At 71.2% G+C, this 14,732-nt stretch carries 14 protein-coding genes; 5 read left to right on the top strand and 9 right to left on the bottom strand.

Annotated elements, in window-relative coordinates; translation table 11 throughout:
- The 3 genes from QC818_RS09195 to ruvX form a co-directional block, all read left to right on the top strand.
- On the top strand, positions 1-632 hold a 632-nt coding region (locus QC818_RS09195; RefSeq protein WP_309652554.1), incomplete at its 5' end, for an energy transducer TonB.
- 158 nt (positions 633-790) lie between these two features.
- A complete protein-coding gene (locus tag QC818_RS09190; RefSeq protein ID WP_309652553.1) occupies positions 791-1,348 on the top strand; it encodes a YqgE/AlgH family protein in 558 nt (185 codons plus the stop codon).
- Positions 1,349-1,384: 36 nt separating this feature from the next.
- Positions 1,385-1,825 carry a Holliday junction resolvase RuvX gene (ruvX, locus tag QC818_RS09185; protein WP_309652552.1) on the top strand — a complete coding sequence of 147 codons (441 nt, stop codon included), beginning with the start codon at positions 1,385-1,387 and terminating at the stop codon, positions 1,823-1,825.
- A 73-nt stretch (positions 1,826-1,898) separates the two neighbouring features.
- On the opposite strand, the gene pyrB is transcribed toward ruvX, so the two are convergent.
- The 5 genes from pyrB to hmgA all read right to left on the bottom strand — a co-directional run bounded on the left by pyrB (position 1,899) and on the right by hmgA (position 7,496).
- Positions 1,899-2,927, bottom strand: a complete 1,029-nt coding sequence (gene pyrB / locus QC818_RS09180; RefSeq protein WP_309652551.1) for an aspartate carbamoyltransferase — start codon at positions 2,925-2,927, stop codon at positions 1,899-1,901.
- Positions 2,928-2,985: 58 nt separating this feature from the next.
- Positions 2,986-4,212, bottom strand: coding sequence for a multidrug effflux MFS transporter (locus QC818_RS09175; protein ID WP_309652550.1), 1,227 nt, complete (start codon positions 4,210-4,212; stop codon positions 2,986-2,988).
- A gap of 90 nt (positions 4,213-4,302) precedes the next feature.
- On the bottom strand, positions 4,303-4,947 hold the full coding sequence (maiA, locus tag QC818_RS09170) for a maleylacetoacetate isomerase (RefSeq protein WP_309652549.1): 645 nt from the start codon (positions 4,945-4,947) through the stop codon (positions 4,303-4,305).
- A gap of 10 nt (positions 4,948-4,957) precedes the next feature.
- Complete coding sequence (locus QC818_RS09165; RefSeq protein ID WP_309652548.1) at positions 4,958-5,977, bottom strand: fumarylacetoacetate hydrolase family protein; 1,020 nt, start codon at positions 5,975-5,977, stop codon at positions 4,958-4,960.
- A gap of 214 nt (positions 5,978-6,191) precedes the next feature.
- Positions 6,192-7,496, bottom strand: coding sequence for a homogentisate 1,2-dioxygenase (hmgA, locus tag QC818_RS09160; protein WP_309652547.1), 1,305 nt, complete (start codon positions 7,494-7,496; stop codon positions 6,192-6,194).
- 110 nt (positions 7,497-7,606) lie between these two features.
- Here hmgA and QC818_RS09155 point away from each other — a divergent pair, with 110 nt between their 5' ends.
- Positions 7,607-8,068, top strand: coding sequence for a MarR family winged helix-turn-helix transcriptional regulator (locus tag QC818_RS09155; protein WP_309652546.1), 462 nt, complete (start codon positions 7,607-7,609; stop codon positions 8,066-8,068).
- A 40-nt stretch (positions 8,069-8,108) separates the two neighbouring features.
- Here the strand turns inward: QC818_RS09155 and bhcR are convergent, their stop codons facing one another.
- Positions 8,109-8,945, bottom strand: coding sequence for an HTH-type transcriptional regulator BhcR (bhcR, locus tag QC818_RS09150; RefSeq protein WP_309652545.1), 837 nt, complete (start codon positions 8,943-8,945; stop codon positions 8,109-8,111).
- Positions 8,946-9,120: 175 nt separating this feature from the next.
- Between bhcR and QC818_RS09145 the strand changes: the two genes are divergently transcribed.
- A complete protein-coding gene (locus tag QC818_RS09145; protein ID WP_309652544.1) occupies positions 9,121-10,338 on the top strand; it encodes an amino acid deaminase in 1,218 nt (405 codons plus the stop codon).
- Positions 10,339-10,369: 31 nt separating this feature from the next.
- Here QC818_RS09145 and QC818_RS09140 read toward each other — a convergent pair whose 3' ends face one another.
- The 3 genes from QC818_RS09140 to serA form a co-directional block, all read right to left on the bottom strand.
- The gene (locus tag QC818_RS09140; RefSeq protein WP_309652543.1) at positions 10,370-11,716 is read right to left on the bottom strand and encodes a uracil-xanthine permease family protein; all 1,347 of its coding nucleotides are present in this window, start codon (positions 11,714-11,716) and stop codon (positions 10,370-10,372) included.
- A gap of 45 nt (positions 11,717-11,761) precedes the next feature.
- Positions 11,762-13,117 carry an 8-oxoguanine deaminase gene (locus tag QC818_RS09135; protein ID WP_309652542.1) on the bottom strand — a complete coding sequence of 452 codons (1,356 nt, stop codon included), beginning with the start codon at positions 13,115-13,117 and terminating at the stop codon, positions 11,762-11,764.
- A gap of 312 nt (positions 13,118-13,429) precedes the next feature.
- On the bottom strand, positions 13,430-14,680 hold the full coding sequence (gene serA / locus QC818_RS09130) for a phosphoglycerate dehydrogenase (RefSeq protein WP_309652541.1): 1,251 nt from the start codon (positions 14,678-14,680) through the stop codon (positions 13,430-13,432).
- Positions 14,681-14,732 lie beyond the last annotated feature (52 nt).

Here is a 14,732-nt window from a genome sequence, read left to right as displayed (position 1 = left end):
GGCCCGCGCAGCAGGCCGCCGAGGCCGCCGTGGATCCGGCCACCCCGGCCGAGCCCGAGGCCCCCGCCCGCTCCGCCCCCGAGGCGCGGCCGGATGAGACGGCCGCGCCCGCCGTCGAGCGGGCCCGGGAGGCGACCGTCACCCCCGATCCCCGGCCCAGCGCCCCGCAGCCGGCCGCGTCGCCGGCGCCGCCGTCGGCCACCGCCCCGTCCGCCTCCGGTCGTGACCTGATGGCCCAGGCCACCGCCAGCATCCGCGAGCAGGGCCTGTCCGCCGACCATGCCGGGGACGCCCCGGGCGAGGCCCGGCCGGCCGCCCGGCGCGCCGCCGAGGCGCGCTACATCGACGACTGGACGCGCCGCGTCGAGCGCTACGGCAACCGCGTCCATCCGGCGCCGCCGCACCTGGAGGGGCAGCTGCGGATCCGGGTGGTGATCGGCCGCGACGGTCAGGTGCGGCGAGCGGACGTGATACAATCCTCCGGACATGCCGAGCTCGACCAGGCGGCGCTGGAAACCGTCCACGGCGCCGCGCCCTATCGTCCCTTCGACGCGGGCATGGGCGACCTGGACAGCCTGTCCATCTCCCGCATCTGGCGGTTCGGCGACGGCAATCATTACGGCGTGCGCTAGCTCCCGCCGCCCCGCCCTGCAACGCCGGCCCCGACGCTCGCCGCGCGGCCCCTCCCGGGGTGCCGCCGGCCTCGTCCGGCGCCCGAGCGCGGCGGCCGGCGCGCGCAGACACTTTCCGGATCGCGCCCGCGGCGCGCCGTGTTCCGCTGGGGAGTCCCATGCAAAGCTTGAAACACCACTTCCTGATGGCGATGCCGCACCTGGAAGACCCCAATTTCGCCGGCACCCTCAGCTACCTCTGCGACCACGACGACAAGGGCACCATGGGGGTGATCGTCAACCGGCCCCTGGAGCTGACCCTGGACGCCCTGTTCGAGCAGCTCGAGCTGGAAGGCGCCGGCAGCCCGCACCTCAACGCCCCGGTCTACTACGGCGGCCCGGTGCACAAGGATCGCGGCTTCATCCTGCATCGCGGCGACAGCCAGGACTGGGACTCCAGCCTGCAGGTGGCCGACGACATCGCCCTGACCACCTCCATGGATATCCTCGAGGCCCTGGCCGCCGGCCGCGGTCCCGAGCAGTTCCTGGTCTGCCTGGGTTGCGCCGGCTGGGAGTCCGGCCAGCTCGAGACCGAGCTCAAGGACAACGCCTGGCTGACCGTGGAAGGGCGCGCCGACATCCTCTTCGAGGTGGCGCCGGAGCAGCGCCTGTCCGCCAGCGCCAACCTGCTGGGCGTGGACCTGAACCTGATGACCCGCGAAGCGGGGCATTCCTGATATGAAGGGAGCGGCCTGCGCGGCCCGGAGGCGGCGATGAGCGGCCAGCGCCTGATCCTGGGCTTCGATTTCGGCACCCGTCGCATCGGCGTGGCGGTGGGCAACGAGCTGACCGCCAGCGCCCGGGCCCTGGACCCGCTGCCGGCCCGGGACGGCATCCCCGACTGGTCGCGGGTGGCGCGGCTGGTGGACGAGTGGCGGCCGGACCTGTTCGTGGTCGGCCTGCCGCTCAACATGGACGGCAGCGAGAGCGTGATGAGCACCCGCGCCCGCAAGTTCGGCAAGCGGCTGTTCGGCCGCTACGGCATTCCCTGCGAGATGGCCGACGAGCGCGGTTCCACCCGCGAGGCCAAGGCCATCGCCCGGGACGCCGGCCATCGCGGCAACTACCGCGAGGACAGCGTCGACGGCCTGGCCGCGGTGCTGATCCTCGAGGCCTGGCTGGCCCGGGCCGAGGGGCTGCCGCCCCGGAGCTGATGCCCCTCGCCCCGACGACACGGGCCGGCGGTCGCCGGCCCGTGTCGCGGTATGCCTGCCCGTCCGGCGCCCCTCACAGGGGGGCGTCGTCCACGCCGACGGTCTTGGGCACGAACCAGGGCACGTCGCGCAGATCCTTCTCGATCAGCTCGTCCACCTGCAGCAGGGTGGCGAAGATCGCCATGCGCACGGGGATGCCGTTGTCGGTCTGGCGGAAGATCGCCAGGCGCGGGTCGCCGTTGAGGTCGACGTCCAGGTCGTTGGCGTCCGGCCGGCTGTCCCGGGGCAGCGGATGCATGACGATGGCGTGGTCGTTGACCCGCCGGTCCATGAACGCCTTGTCGACCGTGTAGTCCCGGGACAGGCTGAAGCCCTCGGTCATCTCCGCGGTGAAGCGCTCCTTCTGGATGCGGGTGGTGTACACCACGTCCACGTCGGAGAAGTCGTCCGCCAGGCTCTCGCGGACCTGCACGTCCAGGCCCTGGTTCGCCACGCGCTCGATCAGCGAGTGCGGCATCTCCAGCCCCGGCGGCGCCACCAGGGTGACCCGCATGGGCCCGTAGCGGGCCAGCAGCTTGATCAGCGAGTGCACGGTGCGGCCGTAGCGGAGGTCGCCGGTGAGCAGGATGTGGGCCCCCGCCAGGCGCTTGCCGCGCCGGGCGAACTCCTTGTCGATGGTGTAGAGGTCGAGCAGCGCCTGGCTGGGATGCTCGCCGGGCCCGTCGCCGCCGTTGATCACCGGCACGTTGGTGGCGCGGGCGAACTCGGCCACCGATCCCTGCTCGGGGTGGCGCATCACGATGGCGTCGCAGTAGCCGCTCATCACCCGGCTGGTGTCGTACAGCGACTCGCCCTTGGCCATGGACGAGAAGGTGAAGCCGGTGGTGTCGCAGACGCTGCCGCCCAGGCGGGAGAAGGCGGCGTGGAAGCTGACCCGGGTGCGGGTGCTGGCCTCGAAGAAGAGGTTGCCGAGCACCGCGCCTTCCAGCACCCGGGTGACCTTGCGCCGCTGGGCGATCGGCTCCATGCGCGCCGCGACGCGCATCAGATGATCGATAGCGTCTCGTGACAGGGAATCGATGGAGAGCAGGTGGGAATGCATCGCGGGCCTCGGCTGGCGGTGGGGACGGCCGTTATCTTACTCTCCGTGGGCGCCGGCTTCAGCCCCGGCGCGCCTCCAGCGTGGCGGCATCGCCATGCGGCCGCGCCGAGGGGCGGGCCAGGCCCAGGTAGCAGAGCAGCGCCAGGGCGCCGGACAGCCCGATGGCCACCGCCATGCTGTGGGAGGTGCCGTCGTGGAACTGGCCCACCAGGGCGCCGCCCAGGGCGGCGATGGCCATCTGCAGGAAGCCGAACAGCGAGGAGGCGGTGCCGGCGCAGTCGGGGTTGGGCGCCAGGGCGCCGGCCATGGTCTGGGGCATGACGATGCCGAAGCCGGCCATGAACAGCATCTGGGGCGGCACCACCGCCCAGGGGGAGAAGACGTCGGCCAGCGACAGCGCGGCCATGCCGCCTCCGCCCAGGGCGCAGCACAGGGTGCCGAGGGCGATCAGCCGCTCGCGGCCCAGCCGCCGGCTGTAGCGGCCGCTGGTCATCGAGCCGACGAAGAAGCCCAGCACCACCAGGCTGAACAGCAGCCCGTAGTGCGCCGGGGCCACGCCCATGAAGTCGATCAGCACGAAGGATGAGCCGGAGAGGTAGGCGAACAGGCCCGAGAAGGCGCAGGCGTTGGTCAGGGTGTAGCCGACGAAACGCCGCTGGCCGAGCAGCCGGCGGAAGGTGCCGAGCAGCGCCAGGGGGCGGATCGACTGGCGCCGGGCCTCGGGCAGGCTCTCGGGCAGCCGCGCCAGCACCAGGGCCAGCATGGCCGCGGCATACAGGGTGAGCAGCCAGAACGCCGCGGTCCAGCCGAACGCCAGCAGCAGGCCGGCGCCGACCACCGGCGCCAGGGCCGGTGCCAGGGCCATGGTGCTGGCCATGTAGGAGAGGATGCGCGCCGCCTCCACCGGGCCGTGGATATCGCGCACCGCGGCCCGGGCCAGCACCGGGCCGGCGGCCCCGCCCAGGGCCTGCAGGAAGCGGCCGACCAGCAGGATCTCGATGCTCGGGGCCAGGGCGCACAGCAGGCTGGCCGCCATGAAGAGCCCCAGCCCCGCCGCCATGACCGGCTTGCGTCCGGCGCGATCCGAGAGCGGGCCGACCAGCAGCTGGGCCACGGCGAAGCCGGCCATGTAGACGCTCAGGGTCAGCTGAACCCGGTCGGGGCCGGTGCCCAGGGCCTCGGCCATGGCCGGCATGGCGGGCAGGTACATGTCGGTGGCCAGCGGGCCCAGGGCGGTCAGGGCGGCGAGCAGGGCCACGGTGACGGGAGAGGTCGGGCTCAGCACGGCGGTTCCTCGGTGGGTGAAGGGACGCCAACGACGCCGGGCGCCGCTGTCGCCACGCTCGGCGTCTTCCGTTAGCCCGCTTATTGTACCTCAGCCGGCGTCGGGCTGCTCGCTCGGGGCCGCCCGGCGGAAGGCGTCCAGGGCCCGGGCGTTGGCGGCGATCCGGCGGATCCGCGGATAGGCGTCCAGGTCGCACTCGAAGCGTTCGGCGTTGAACACCTGGGGCACCAGGCAGGCATCCGCCAGGGTCGGGGCGTCGCCATGGCAGAAGTCGCCGCTGCCGGCCTCGCGGCTGAGCATGGCTTCCAGCGCCGCGAAGCCCTCGTGGACCCAGTGGCGGTACCAGGTCATCTTGGTCGCCTCGTCCACCCCCAGTTCCCCGGTCAGGTACTTGAGCACCCGCAGGTTGTCCAGCGGATGGATCTCGCAGGCGACCAGCTGGGCCAGGGCGCGCACCCGGGCGCGCCCCGCCGGATCCGCCGGCAGCAGGGGCGGCTCGGGGTGGCGCTCGTCCAGGTACTCGCAGATCGCCAGCGACTGGGTCAGCGACACGCCATCGTCGGTGACCAGGCTGGGCACCAGCCCCTGGGGGTTGCGGGCCCGGTAGGCGTCGTCGCGCTGCTCGCCCCGGACCAGGTTCACCGGGGCCTGGTCGTAGTCCAGGCCCTTGAGGTTGAGGACGATGCGAACCCGGTAGGCGGCCGAGGAGCGGAAGTAACCGTAGAGCGTCGTCATGCCGGCCTCCTCACCGTGCCTCGTGCTTCACGACCCGCTGGTCGATGGCGCCGAAGATGCTCTTGCCCTGGCGGTCGAACATCTCGATGCGCACCCGGTCGCCGAAGCGCATGAAGGGCGTCTGCATCTCGCCGTGCAGGATCTTCTCGACCATGCGCACCTCGGCCAGGCAGCTGTAGCCCACGCCGCCGTCGGCGATCGGCTTGCCCGGGCCGCCGTCGGCGTCGGGGTTGGAGACGGTGCCCGAGCCGACGATGGCGCCGGCGCCCAGGTAGCGGGTCTTCGCCGCATGGGCCACCAGCTCGGGGAAGCCGAAGACCATGTCCGGGCCGGCCTCGGGCTCGCCGAACTTCTCGCCGTTGAGGTGCACGGTCAGCGGCAGGTGGACCCGGCCGTCCTGCCAGGCGTCGCCCAGCTCGTCCGGTGTCACGCAGATCGGCGAGAAGCTGGAGGCCGGCTTGGCCTGGAAGAAGCCGAAGCCCTTGGCCAGCTCGCCGGGGATCAGGCCGCGCAGGCTGACGTCGTTGACCAGCATGATCAGCTTGATGTGGCCGGCGGCCTGCTCCGGGGTCACCGCCATGGGCACGTCGTCGGTGATCACCGCCAGCTCGCCCTCGAAGTCGATGCCGTGCTCCTCGCTGACCGCCTCGATGTGCTCGGTGGGGGCCAGGAAGCGGTCGCCGCCGCCCTGGTACATCAGCGGGTCGGTCCAGAAGGTCTCGGGCATCTCGGCGCCGCGGGCCTGGCGCACCAGCTGCACGTGGTTCAGGTAGGCGGAGCCGTCGGCCCAGTGGTAGCTGCGCGGCAGCGGCGAATGCAGGCTCTCGACCTCGAGGTCGAAGGCGCCCTCGGCGCGGCCCTCGTTGAGCTCGGCGTAGCGCTCTTCCAGGCGCGGGGCCAGCTCGTCCCAGTTCTCGATGGCCTGCTGCAGGGTGGCGGCGATCTCGGTGGCGCGCACGGCGCGGCTCAGGTCGCGGGAAACGATGACCAGCTCGCCGTCGCGGCCGGTATTCAGGGTGGCGAGTTTCATGATGTCGGTCCTTTCGGTGTCAGAGGGTTCGTGGCGTCCGGGGCTCAGAGCATGTCGCACACTGAGATGAACGGGATGAGCTATTCCGTCGCCAAGCCTGCGCGAGGGCGCTGTGAACCCTTCCGTGGGCGCTACTTTTGCCATCCTTGGCAAAAGACCCTCGCTTCGTCTTGTCCCCGGCGCTCATCATCCCCGGGAGGGTGGCACGGTTGTCTTATCGTGACGTCGGATCGAAGTGGGAATCCAGCCCGGCCCAGACGTCGACGTAGTCGCGCTGGCGGAAGTCCGCGTTCAGGGCCGTCTCGGTGGGCTGGAAGGCGTAGCGGCTCTCGAACATAAAGGCCAGGGTGTTGCCCTGATACTGGGGCGTCAGCTCCGCGTTCGAGGCCTTCTCGAAGGTCTCGGCGTCCGGGCCGTGGGGCGACATGCAGTTGTGCAGGCTGGCGCCGCCGGGCACGAAGCCCTCCGCCTTGGCGTCGTACTCGCCGTGGATCAGGCCCATGAACTCGCTCATCAGGTTGCGATGGAAGTAGGGCGGGCGGAAGGTGTCCTCGGCGACCATCCAGCGCGGCGGGAAGATCACGAAGTCGATGTTGGCCATCCCCGGGGTGTCGGAGGCCGAGGTCAGCACGGTGAAGATCGACGGGTCCGGATGATCGAAGCTCACGGTGTTGATGGTGTTGAAGTTAGCCAGGTCGTACTTGTAGGGCGCGTAGTTGCCGTGCCAGGCCACCACGTCCAGCGGCGAGTGATCCAGGCGGGCGGCCCAGAAGGCGCCGGAGAAGCGCGCCACCAGCTCGAAGTCGCCCTTCTGGTCCTCGTAGGCGGCCACCGGGGTCAGGAAGTCCCGCGGGTTGGCCAGGCCGTTGGCGCCGATGGGCCCCAGGCCGGGCAACTCCAGGGGGCTGCCGTAGTTCTCGCAGACGTAGCCCCGGGCGGCGTCGCTGCCCGCGGCCAGGCGCACCTGGAACTTGATGCCGCGGGGAATCACCGCGATCTCGCCGCCGGTCACCTCCAGCTCGCCGAGCTCGGTGCGCAGCCGCAGGGTGCCCAGCTGGGGCACGATCAGCAGCTCGCCGTCGGCGTCGTAGAAGAAGCGCTCGGTCATGTCGCGGTTGCAGGCGAAGACGTGCACGCCGCAGCCGGTCTGGTCGCCGGCGTCGCCGTTGACGGCCACGGTCAGCAGGCCGTCGACGAAGTCGGTGGGAGCCTCCGGGATCGGCAGCGGGTCCCAGCGCATCTGGTTGGGGTCCGCCGGCCCCGCCGCAGGCGCGGTGGCCATGGTGGCATCCGGCAGCCGCCGGTAGCCGCCCTGGGCCACCGAGGGGCGGATGCGGTACAGCCAGGAGCGCAGGTTGTGGTGGCGCGGCGCGGTGAAGGCCGAGCCGGTGAGCTGCTCGGCGTAGAGGCCGTAGGGGCAGCGCTGGGGCGAGTTCTGGCCGTCCGGCAGGGCGCCGGGCAGGGCCTCGGTGGCGAAGTGGTTGCGAAAGCCCTGCTGGTAGTCGAGCGGTGTTGTCATTCTGTGCGACCTCCCGGGGTTTATGGTTTCATATGAAACTATATGGGCGATGCTAGACCCTGTTGGTTTCATATGCAACCATCGCCCCGATCCCGAAACGAGAGACCGCGATGTGCGCCGATGACGCCTCAGCGTCGAACTTCGACCTGGAACGCTTCCTGCCCTACCGCCTCAACCACCTGGCCGATCGCATCAGCCAGGCCCTGGCGCGCCTCTACGAGACCCGCCACGACCTGAGCGTGGCCCAGTGGCGGGTGCTGGCCTGGCTGCATCACCGCGAGGAGCTGACCGCCAAGGAGATCCGCGACGCCACCCGCATGGACAAGGCCAAGGTCTCCCGGGCGGTGCAGGCGCTGGAGGCGCGGGGATTGATCCGGCGTCGCCCTTCGCCCCGGGATCAGCGGGTCCAGGACCTGCGCCTCACCGAGGCGGGCCGGGCGCTGCTGGCGGAGCTGATTCCCGAGGCGCGGGCCTGGGAGGCGGAACTGGTGGCGCCGCTGAGCGTCGCGGAGTACCGCGAGCTGCTCGACGTCATGGGCCGGCTGGAGCGTCAGCTGGCGCGGCTGGAGTAGGCAAGCGGAAGGGAGCCCGGCGCGGCGGCCGGGCGACGCCTCAGGCCAGGGCCTCGTCGTGGGCGGGGATCCGGCCGCCGAGCCGGGCGGTGATCTCCTCGGCGGTATCGCGGACCAGCTCGCCGAGCTCGATGAGTCGCGTCTCGGGGATCCGCGCCATGGGGCCGGAGACCGAGATGGCGGCCAGCGGGGTGCCGTGCTCGTCGTGGATGCAGGCGGCCACGCAGTGCAGGCCGATGGCATGCTCCTCGCGATCGCAGGCGTAGCCCTGGCGACGGATCTCGGCCAGGCTCTCGCGCAGGGTGTGCGTGTCGTGGATGGTGTTGGTGGTCACCCGGGCAAGGCCGCGCTCGTCGAGCACGCGCTCGAGCTCGTCGTCGGGCAGCCAGGCCATCAGCGCCTTGCCCACGCCCGAGGCGTGCAGCGGGGCCCGGGAGCCCAGGCGCGTGATCATGCGCATCATCTGCGGCGATTCGCTCTGGGCCAGGAACACCGCGGTGCTGCCGTCGCGCACCCCCAGGTTGGCGGTCTCGCCGGTCTGTGCGGTCAGCCGGCGCAGGAAGGGCCGGCTGCTGCCCACGAAGTCGCGGGCCTCGAGGAAGCTGTTGCCGATGCGGAAGGTCTTGACGTCGATCTTCCAGACGCCGAGCTCGTTGTCCTGGGTGACATAGCCCTGGCTCTGCAGGGCCTGGAGCAGCCGGTGGGTCGTCGAGGGGGCGAGCTCGGACTGCTCGGCGATCTCGGACAATGCCAGGCCGCCGGGGCTGGCCGCCAGCCGCTCCAGCAGGTTGAGCCCGCGCACCAGGGACTGGCTGTGGCCGCCGCTGCTCTTGCCGGATGCCGGGCGTCCCGCCGTTCTGCGCTTGCCTTCACTCACTGCCTGATCTCCCGCGTCGTTGACTCACCAATGATCAGCATACCGCGTCGCGGCAAGTCTGTCTTGCTTTCGGAAATGATTTCCAAAGAACCCCTCGGGGAGACCCCGCCTGGTGTCGGCGTCCGGCCCTTGCGTAGGCTGGGACGAGACCCATGAATCGCCACCGGAGTGCCCCATGCCCCCGACCGACCCGCCCCTGGACAAGGGCCTGCCCGAGACCGGCCCGCGGCTGCTCGAGGACGTCAGCCTGCCCGCCGCCGTGCTCCACGAGACCAGCCTGGCCCACAACCTGGCCTGGATGCAGCGCTTCTGCGATGCCCACGGGGCGAGCCTCGCGCCCCACGGCAAGACCAGCATGGCGCCGGCGCTGTTTCGCCGCCAGCTCGCCGCCGGGGCCTGGGCCATCACCCTGGCCACCGCGCCCCAGTGCCGGGCGGCCTTCGCCCACGGCGTGACGCGGCTGCTGCTGGCCAACCAGCTGGTGGGGCGCGCCAACATGGCGATCGTCGCCGAGCTGCTGACGGCCGGCGCCGAGTGCTACGTGCTGGTGGACTCGATCGCCAATGTCCGCGCGCTGGGGGCCTTCTTCGGCGAGCGGGGCCTGCGCCTGCCGGTGCTGATCGAGCTGGGCGTGCCCGGCGGGCGCTGCGGCTGCCGCGACCGCGACCAGGTGATGGCGCTGGCCGAGGCGGTGGCCGGGGAAGCGGCGCTGGTGCTCGCCGGGGTGGAGGGCTACGAGGGCATGGTCCAGGCCGAGGCCGGTCGAGATCCGGCCCCGGCGGTGAGCGCCTATGCCGGGGCGCTGGTCGCCACCCTGCGGGCGCTGGACGATGCCGGCCGGCTGCCGGTGGCGCGGCCGCTGGTCACCGCCTCCGGCTCCGCCTGGCACGACCTGATCGCCGAGGCCTTCCGCGACGCCGGGCTCGACGAGCGAGTCCGCCGGGTGATGCGCCCCGGCTGCTACGTGACCCACGATCATGGGCTCTACGGCGAGGCCCAGGCCCGGCTGCTGGCGCGGCGTCCCGAGTTCGCCGAGGGGCTGCGGCCGGCCCTGGAGGTCGTCGCCCAGGTGCAGTCGCTGCCCGAGCCGGGCCTGGCCATCGTCGCCCTGGGGCGGCGCGACGTCGGCGGCGACCGGCCGCCGGTGCCGCTGCGCCGTTACCGGGAGGGCGGCAGCCCCACGGCGCCCCTGGGCGTCGATGGCTGGCGGGTGACGAGGCTGATGGACCAGCACGCCTTCGTGGCGCTGCCGGACGGCGCCGAGGACGTGGCGGTGGGGGACGTGGTGGCCTTCGGGATCTCCCACCCCTGCCTGACCTTCGACAAGTGGCGGAAACTGTGCCGGGTGAGCCAGGACCTCGAGGTGCTCGAGGTCCTGGCCACCTGCTTCTGACCGCCCCGGACGGGGCGGTCGGCGGGGCGACTCAGACGTCGTCGCGGAAGCTGCGGTCGTGCTTGGGCAGCACCAGGTTGAGGACGATGGCGCAGATGGCGCCCGGAATCAGCCCGGACTCGATGATCGCCTGGACGTTCTCGGTCAGGCCGGCGTAGAGGCCCTCCTGGGCGGGCAGGCCGATGGCCGCGGACAGCGAGACGCCGATGATCACCATGTTGCGCTTGTTGAACGCCACATGGGAGAGCATCTTGATGCCGGCGCTGGCGATCATGCCGAACATGATCAGCACGGCGCCGCCGAGCACGGCATTGGGGATGCTCGAGATCAGCCCGCCCAGCTTGGGCAGCAGGCCGGCGAGCAGCAGGAAGACGCCGCCGATGGCCACCACGAAGCGGCTGACCACCCCGGTCAGGGCCACCATGCCGACGTTCTGGCTAAAGCTGATCTGCGGGAAGGCGTTGAAGACGGCGGCGAAGACGCTGGCCAGGCCGTCGGCCATCACCCCGCCGGAGAGCTCCTTCGCGGTGGGCTCGCGGTCCAGGCCGCCGGCGGTGGTGCCGACGATATCGCCGATCGACTCGGCGCAGGTCACCACGGCCAGCAGCACCACCGGGATGATGGCGGCGAGATGGAACTCCAGGCCGATGGTCAGCGGCATGGGCAGCGAGACCCAGTCGGCGGAGGCGATCTGGCCGAAGTCCACCAGGCCGAAGACCATGGCGGTGACATAGCCGATCACCAGGCCCGCCAGGGGCGCGGCCTCGGACCAGATGCCGCGGCCGAACTGGTGCAGGCCCAGGGTGATCAGCAGCACCAGGGCGGCCAGCAGCACGTTGTGCAGGGCGCCGAAGTCCTCGGCGCCGAAGCCGCCGCCGGCGTAGGCGAAGCCCACCGGCATCAGCAGGGTGCCGAGCATGATCACGAAGGTGCCGGTGACCACCGGTGGGAACAGGAAGCGCACCCAGGGCAGGAAGAGCCCCACCAGGGCCATGGCGATGCCCCCGCACAGGGCCGCGCCCAGCGCGGCCGGCAGGCCCATGCCCACGGCGATGGGGATCAGCACCGGCACGAAGCCGAAGCTGGTGCCCATGACGATCGGCAGGCGGGCGCCGATGGGGCCGAGGCCCAGGGACTGCACCAGGGTCGCCACCCCGGCCACGAACATCGCCGCCTGGATCATGAAGGCGGTCTGGTCCTCGGGCAGGTCGGCGGCGCCGGCGATGATGATGGGCACGGTGACGTTGCCCACGAACATCGCCAGGACGTGCTGCAGGCCCAGGGGAATGGCCCGCCCCAGGGGCGGCATGGCGTTGACGTCGTGGGTGCTGCGCACCTTGGGGGTACCGCCTTCGGCGGCGCTTTCGGGTGTCGACATTGGGCGTCTCCTGTTGTCGTTGTTGGAAACCCGGTGATCGTCGGCCTAGCCGGCGCTTCGCAGCGCGTGGGCGGCCGCGTCGTGTCGGGCCAGCAGGGCGTCGAGGTCGACGCCCACCGGCCGGCCTTCGGTGACCCGCCACTGCCCGGCGACCATCACGCGGTCGGCGCGATGGGCGCCACACAGCAGCAGGGCGGCGAGGGGGTTCTCGGCGCCGGAGAAGCGCGGCTCGTCGAGACGAAACAGCGCCAGGTCGGCCTGCTGGCCGGGGGCCAGGCCGCCGATGTCGTCGCGCCCCAGGCAGGCGGCGGAGCCGCGGGTGGCCCAGCGGATCACGTCGTCATGGGTGACCCGGCTCGGCGCGTAGCGCAGCCGGCCCAGCAGCAGCGCCTGGCGCATCTCCTCGGCGAGGTTGGAGTGATCGTTGGAGGCGGAGCCGTCCACCGCCAGGCCCACCGGGCAGCCGGCGGCCTCGAGCTCCAGGGTGCGGCACAGGCCCGAGCCCAGCACCATGTTCGACGACGGGCAGTGGGCGATGCCGGTGCCGGCCGCGCCGAGCCGGGCCACCTCCTCGTCGTCGAAGTGGATGCCGTGGGCCAGCCAGGTGCGCTCGGAGAGCCAGCCGGTGGCCGCCAGGTAGTCCAGCGGGCGCATGCCGAACAGCCGTTCGCAGTAGGCGGTCTCGTCGGCGGTCTCCGCCAGGTGGGTGTGCAGGCGCACGTCCTTGGCCTCGGCCAGCCGGGCGCTCTCCTGCATCAGCTCGCGGCTCACCGAGAACGGCGAGCAGGGGGCCAGGGCGATGGTGGTCATGGCGCCCTCGCCGCGCTGGTGATAGGCGTCGATCAGTCGCGCGCTCTCGTCGAGGATGGTGCGCTCGTCCTGCACCACCGACTGCGGCGGCAGGCCGCCGTCGTCGCGGCCCACGCTCATCGAGCCGCGGGTCAGGGCGGCGCGCACGCCGAGGCGCCGGGCGGTGGCCACCTGGACGTCGATCGCCTGCGAGAGCGCCCCGGAGAACACATAGTGATGGTCGGCCACGGTGGTGCAACCGGACAGCAGCAGCTCCACCATGGCCAGCTCGCTGGCCGCCGCCAGTTGCTCCTCGGTGAGGTGCGCCCAGACGTCGTACAGGGTGGTCAGCCAGGGGAAGAGTTCCTTGTTCAGCGCCGGCGAGTAGGCTCGGGTCAGGGTCTGGTAGAAGTGGTGATGGGTGTTGACCAGGCCCGGCAGCAGCACGTGCGCCGAGGCATCGAAGGTCGCGTCGACGGGCGTCCGGGGCGTGCCGCCCGCCGGCACCGCCTCGACGATGCGCGAGTCGCGGACCACCACGCCCCCGGCGGCGGCGGGCTCGCTGCAGGCGCGGGGCTGTCGGATCCACAGGGTCTGGGCGTTCTCGGTCATGATTGTCCTCCCGTGAGGCCGCCTCGGGCGGCATGGTGGACAAAGGGTTACCCAAGTCTCGCGTCGGACCAGAGCCTTGGTTCAGGTGCCTTTGTAATTATGTGTACGACAGATGTGCCGAGGTTGAATCAAGGATTGTGTACAAAGTGCGAGCCTTTCGAGCGACTGTCAAGGCGTTTTCTTGCCCGCCGCCCCTGACGGTCTCAGGGGCGTGAGGGCCGCGCCCGGCGTCAGGCCGGCTGCGGGCACAAAAAACCGCCGCGTCGATGACGCGGCGGTCGGTTGAGCCGGGGGCGGGCGGTCGCGGCGGCCTCAGCCCTCGTAGCTGGACTCGGAGTAGAGCACCCGCACCCGCTTGGTGTGGTCGACCCGGCTCAGGGCCTCCAGGGCCTTGGGGCCGTAGTCCTTGTTGACGTCGATGACCACGTAGCCGATGCGCTCGTTGGTCTGCAGGTACTGGCCGAGGATGTTGATGTCGTTCTCGGACAGCACCCGGTTGATCTCGGACATCACGCCGGGGACGTTGTCGTGGATGTGCAGCAGGCGGTGCTTGCCGGGGTGGGCCGGCAGGGCGACCTCGGGGAAGTTGACCGAGGTGATGGTGGTGCCGTTGTCGGAGTAGGTCACCAGCTTCTCGGAGACCTCGATGCCGATGTTTTCCTGGGCCTCCAGGGTGGAGCCGCCGATGTGCGGGGTGAGGATGACGTTGGGCAGGCCGCGCAGCGGGCTGACGAACTCCTCGTTGTTGCCCTTGGGCTCCACCGGGAAGACGTCCACCGCGGCGCCGTTGAGGCGGCCGGCCTCGAGGGCCTCGGCCAGGGCCTCGATGACCACCACGCTGCCCCGGGAGGCATTGATCAGGATGCTGCCCGGTTTCATCAGCGCGATCTGTTCCTCGCCGATCATCCAGCGGGTCGAGGGCAGGTCCGGCACGTGCAGGCTGACGATGTCGGCCCGGGCCAGCAGCTCCTCGAGGCTGCCCACCTGGCGGGCGTTGCCCATGCCCAGCTTGGTGACCACGTCGTAGTAGATGACGTCGAAGCCGAGCGACTCGGCCAGCACCGAGAGCTGGGCGCCGATGCTGCCGTAGCCGACGATGCCCAGGGTCTTGCCGCGGGCCTCGTGGGCATTCTTGGCCGACTTCATCCAGCCGCCCTGGTGGGCGCTGGCGCTCTTCTCGGGGATGCCGCGCAGCAGCATGATCGACTCGGCCAGCACCAGCTCGGCCACCGAGCGGGTGTTGGAGTAGGGGGCGTTGAAGACCGGGATGCCGCGGGCCAGGGCCGCATCGAGGTCGACCTGGTTGGTGCCGATGCAGAAGCAGCCCACGGCCACCAGCTTCTCGGCGGCGGCGAAGACGCGCTCGTTGAGCTGGGTACGCGAGCGGAGGCCGATGAAGTGGACGTCGCGGATCTTCTCGATCAGCGTCGCCTCGTCCAGCGAGGTCGGCAGGTGCTCGATGTTGGTGTACCCGGCGTTGAGAAAGTTGTCCACCGCGCTCTGGTGGATGCCCTCAAGCAGCAGGATCTTGATCTTGCTCTTGTCCAGGGACGTCTTGGCCATGGTCGAATCAACCCCTTTAGGTGTCGGTGCGCGCCGCTTGCGGTTCAGGTGG

Origin of the sequence: Halomonas koreensis (assembly GCF_031451675.1) — a bacterium.
Taxonomy (GTDB): Bacteria; Pseudomonadota; Gammaproteobacteria; order Pseudomonadales; family Halomonadaceae; genus Halomonas; species Halomonas koreensis.
Note: the sequence above shows the minus strand (reverse complement) of the source record. Positions and strands in the feature narration are given on the sequence as shown.

Excerpts from the sequence above, each read along its gene's own strand:
- QC818_RS09190 (WP_309652553.1), top strand. The coding sequence starts at position 791 with ATGCAAAGCTTGAAACACCACTTCCTGATGGCGATGCCGCACCTGGAA.
- ruvX (WP_309652552.1), top strand. The coding sequence starts at position 1,385 with ATGAGCGGCCAGCGCCTGATCCTGGGCTTCGATTTCGGCACCCGTCGC.
- pyrB (WP_309652551.1), bottom strand. The coding sequence starts at position 2,927 with ATGCATTCCCACCTGCTCTCCATCGATTCCCTGTCACGAGACGCTATC.
- maiA (WP_309652549.1), bottom strand. The coding sequence starts at position 4,947 with ATGACGACGCTCTACGGTTACTTCCGCTCCTCGGCCGCCTACCGGGTT.
- QC818_RS09165 (WP_309652548.1), bottom strand. The coding sequence starts at position 5,977 with ATGAAACTCGCCACCCTGAATACCGGCCGCGACGGCGAGCTGGTCATC.
- hmgA (WP_309652547.1), bottom strand. The coding sequence starts at position 7,496 with ATGACAACACCGCTCGACTACCAGCAGGGCTTTCGCAACCACTTCGCC.
- QC818_RS09155 (WP_309652546.1), top strand. The coding sequence starts at position 7,607 with ATGTGCGCCGATGACGCCTCAGCGTCGAACTTCGACCTGGAACGCTTC.
- QC818_RS09145 (WP_309652544.1), top strand. The coding sequence starts at position 9,121 with ATGCCCCCGACCGACCCGCCCCTGGACAAGGGCCTGCCCGAGACCGGC.
- QC818_RS09140 (WP_309652543.1), bottom strand. The coding sequence starts at position 11,716 with ATGTCGACACCCGAAAGCGCCGCCGAAGGCGGTACCCCCAAGGTGCGC.
- QC818_RS09135 (WP_309652542.1), bottom strand. The coding sequence starts at position 13,117 with ATGACCGAGAACGCCCAGACCCTGTGGATCCGACAGCCCCGCGCCTGC.
- serA (WP_309652541.1), bottom strand. The coding sequence starts at position 14,680 with ATGGCCAAGACGTCCCTGGACAAGAGCAAGATCAAGATCCTGCTGCTT.